Here is a 3,571-nt window from a genome sequence, read left to right on the forward strand (position 1 = left end):
ATGCTCGCCTATCACCAGGCGCATCCCGGCAAGGCGCCCACGGCGTCCGGACCGCGCAAGACACGCCATGTCTCGCTGATCGTGCCGGATTTCGGCGACGACAAGCAGAACGCGGCGCTCGACCGGGCAATCAACGACTTCATCCAGAAAATAACCAGCATCGCCGGCAAGGGCAGCGGCTGACCTTTGTTGCCGGGCTGTTTGGGAGGACGCCATGAAGAAATTTATGAACACGGTGGACACGGTGCTGACCGAAAGCCTCGACGGCTTCGCGGCGGCTCATGCCGATATCCTCGTGCTTGGCGACGACCACAAATTCATCCGCCGCAAGGAGCTGAAGCCCGGCAAGGTGGCGCTGATCTCCGGCGGCGGCTCGGGCCATGAGCCGCTGCATGGCGGGCTGGTCGGCCATGGCATGCTGGACGCCGCCTGTCCCGGCCAGGTCTTCACCTCGCCGACGCCGGACCAGATGCTCGCGGCCGTTGAGGCCGTCGACACCGGTGCCGGCTGTCTGTTCATCGTCAAGAATTACGAAGGCGATGTGATGAATTTCGACATGGCGGCCGAGATGGCGGACGGCGTGCTGCAGGTCGTGACCAATGACGACGTCGCGGTCGAAAACTCGTCCTACACGACCGGACGGCGCGGCGTGGCCGGTACGCTGGTGGTGGAAAAGATCGTCGGCGCCGCGGCTGAGCAGGGCATGGCGCTGCCTGCGCTCAAGGCGCTGGGCGACCGCGTCAACGCCGCGACGCGCTCGATGGGCGTGGCGCTGACCAGCGGCACGGTGCCCGCCGCCGGCAAGCCGACCTTCGAGATCGGCGACGGCGAGATGGAATTCGGTGTCGGCATCCATGGCGAGCCCGGCCGGCGGCGCGACGCGCTGAAGAGCGCCGACGCCATCGCCGAGGAGGTCTGCGCGGCGATCGCCGGCGATTTCGGCGACCGCGCCACGGGGCCGGCGCTGCTGTTCGTCAACGGCTTCGGCGGCACGCCCTCGATGGAGCTCTACCTGATGTACAACAGCGCCCGCAGAATCTTGGAGAAACGGGGCGTGACGGTGGTCCGCTCACTCGTCGGATCCTATGTGACCTCGCTCGACATGGCAGGATGCTCGATCACGCTGACCATGCTCGACGGTGACATGGCGGCGCTGTGGGATGCTCCGGTGCACACGGCTGCGCTGCGCTGGGGGATGTAGCGCAATTTCCAGGAAAAGGGTGAAGCGGTTTTCCGTCCGGGATTGCGCCAAAACAACGAGATAGAGCGGTTCTGCGTTTCTCTGAAACGGTAACCGCTCTGGCCGTCGCTGGCTTCACGGGTACTTTTCTGGCAAGCATGCGCGGAACCTTGCCGCTGGTGCCTGAACGATGCTGCCCGAGCTTTCGCCTGCCCAGGAAAAACTGCTGATCAGCCTTGCCGACCCCGGGGCGCCCGCCGATTGGGACAAGGACGTTTCCGCAGGCGACCTGCTGGCGCTGCTCGCCAATGCGGAGTTCCACGGCGTGCTGCCGATCGTGCTGCGCAAGTTCAGGGAACGCGGCGACGCCAATCTGCCGAAAGACGCGGGTCTGCGGCAAAAGCTTGCCGAGTTGCGCGACCAGATGACGATGGCGACCGGGCAGTCGATGCTGCTGCAATATCATGGCGAGCGCATCATGAAGGCGCTGGCGGCGAAAGGCGTTCCGGCCCGAATCGTGAAGGGGCCGGTGTTCGCGCGCAGGCTCTACCACCAGCCTGCCGACCGGCCGTTCACCGATATCGACATTCTCGTCGACCCCGCTGGCATCGAGGATGCCAACAGGACGATCGCCGAATGCGGCTTCAGGCTCGGCAGCGGCGAGGTGGAGTCGCACCAACTGCAGGAGTTCAAATGGCTTGAGAAAGAGAATTCCAGCCTGCTGATCGAATTGCACGGCAACCTGGTGCACGACACCGGCATGCGCCGGCGCCTGTCGCTCGGCTTCCGCGAGCTGCAGGCGATCGACGGCGCCGAAACCGATACGCCGGCCGCACTTCTGACCATCGCCATCGTCCATGCCGCCGGCGGCCACAAATTCCACCGGCTGCAGCTATGTGTCGACGTGCTGCAAGGCGTGCGGGCGCTGAGATCGCCGGAAGATGAAGCGCGCCTGCTGGAGGCGGCCCGCATGACCGGCATAGGGCTTGAGCTGGCGACGGTCCTCAACGTCACCGGACGTCTGTTCGGCGCGCCGCGCGCGATCGAGCTTGCCGACCGCATCAAGCCGGACCTCTCGATAAGGCTGGCGAAATGGCTGATCACCGGCAACATGCTGCTGCGTGTCAACTCGCGCGAAAAGCTGCGCTCGCGCCTCAGCCGCGACGCCTTCCGCTGGGTGCAGAGGCTGGCGCGGGGACGGCCCTATCCGGCTTGACCCAGAGCGGCGCGGATCAGCTGCGCCGCTTCGACCGGCCTCGCGCCCACTTCCAGCGTGAAGGTCGGCACCGTCTTGACCAATATTGCGATCGTCGCCATTCGCCTTTTCTGCAGCGGCAAAAGGCCGGTCATGCCGGTCCTCACATTGTCGGCGGCCAAAGCCACCATGGCATCGGTCCTGGCCGTGGGCACCAGCCTTGTCTTGTCATCGGCCGAGCGGGCAAGATGAAGAAGAGCCGCGATCGGCCTGGCGCGCACATCCTCGACACGCATGATCTCGCCAAGGCGATCAAGCGACACGGCCTGCTCGCCCTCAGCATCCCATGTCTCGTCAAGGTAGGGCGACACGAAAGGCAGCATCGCCGCGGTGTTGCGATGGATCTTCACTTTACGCGGCATGCCCCAGGCCGTTGCGCCGTCCTGTGTCGCCCTGAGGATCATGACGTCGTCGGAACAGAGGCCGAAGCCCTGCGAGGCGAGCGCCAGCGACGTCGTCGACTTGCCGGTGCCGCTCGGCGCATGGATCAGCACAAGCGCTTCGCTGCCCGGCAGCGTCAGGCCGGCCGTGTGCAGCATGTGCTGACCTCCGGCATCGAGCGCGGCATCCAGCACCATCATCAGCAGCGTCCATTTGATCTTGCTGTCCGGGTGAACGCGGATTTCGGCGCAGCTTTCCTTGTCGAGGATCGACAGCGTCTGCTGACCTGGAAAGACGAGGTGGAAGACGTCTCCGCCGTCGATCATCCGGCAATGGCCATCGAAGGGCACTTCGCCATCGAAAGCCAATTTCCCTTCAGGGTTTTCCTGCAGATCAAGCGTTTCGATGATATCGACACGAAAGCCGGGCCGGGCAGCCTCGCTCACACGCAGCGCGCCGAGCATCAGGTCGAAGCTCGGCCAGAGGTCGGCGCGGGCGGCGGTGACGCTTATGACCTGCCCTTTGAGGTCGTAGAAGAAAGTCGTTGTCCGGTCGCTCAAGCAGCGGACGCCTTCACGCTGGGCGGATGGCGGTAGATCTCCACCATGCCTGGCTGACTGTCGCTGACCACCGGCTTGCCGTCGAGGCAGACCCAGCAATGCGCCGACAGGCGGGGCTCGTGCATCGATTTGGCATCGACGCCGAAACGCAGCTCCGGGTCGAGACCGGCCATGCGCAGAAAACGGAAGCCGAGC

4 protein-coding genes and 1 pseudogene are annotated in these 3,571 nt (G+C 64.9%); 3 read left to right on the top strand and 2 right to left on the bottom strand.

Annotation, left to right across the window (positions count from 1 at the left end):
• The 3 genes and pseudogenes from EOA23_RS32660 to EOA23_RS32670 all read left to right on the top strand — a co-directional run.
• Positions 1 to 183: pseudogene (locus tag EOA23_RS32660) on the top strand (hypothetical protein); the annotation flags it as partial.
• Between the two features lie 31 nt (positions 184 to 214).
• Positions 215 to 1,201: a dihydroxyacetone kinase subunit DhaK gene (gene dhaK / locus EOA23_RS32665; RefSeq protein WP_127307102.1), complete on the top strand. Its 987-nt coding sequence runs from the start codon at positions 215 to 217 to the stop codon at positions 1,199 to 1,201.
• A gap of 169 nt (positions 1,202 to 1,370) precedes the next feature.
• Positions 1,371 to 2,396 (top strand): nucleotidyltransferase family protein, encoded by a 1,026-nt coding sequence (locus EOA23_RS32670; protein ID WP_127307103.1) that lies wholly within the window; start codon positions 1,371 to 1,373, stop codon positions 2,394 to 2,396.
• Here EOA23_RS32670 and EOA23_RS32675 read toward each other — a convergent pair.
• Together EOA23_RS32675 and EOA23_RS32680 are read right to left on the bottom strand one after the other, a co-directional pair.
• A complete protein-coding gene (locus EOA23_RS32675; protein ID WP_127307104.1) occupies positions 2,384 to 3,376 on the bottom strand; it encodes a serine kinase in 993 nt (330 codons plus the stop codon). The two genes, EOA23_RS32670 and EOA23_RS32675, sit on opposite strands and share 13 nt — an antisense overlap.
• A partial coding sequence (locus EOA23_RS32680; protein WP_127307105.1) for a lasso peptide biosynthesis B2 protein occupies positions 3,373 to 3,571 on the bottom strand: 199 nt, incomplete at its 5' end. The genes EOA23_RS32680 and EOA23_RS32675, both read right to left, overlap by 4 nt.

It is taken from the genome of Mesorhizobium sp. M2A.F.Ca.ET.042.01.1.1, assembly GCF_003997405.1.
GTDB lineage: Bacteria > Pseudomonadota > Alphaproteobacteria > Rhizobiales > Rhizobiaceae > Mesorhizobium.

What these genes read in the sequence shown, in the direction of transcription:
- dhaK (WP_127307102.1), top strand. Translation starts at nt 215, where the DNA reads ATGAAGAAATTTATGAACACGGTGGACACGGTGCTGACCGAAAGCCTC.
- EOA23_RS32670 (WP_127307103.1), top strand. Translation starts at nt 1,371, where the DNA reads ATGCTGCCCGAGCTTTCGCCTGCCCAGGAAAAACTGCTGATCAGCCTT.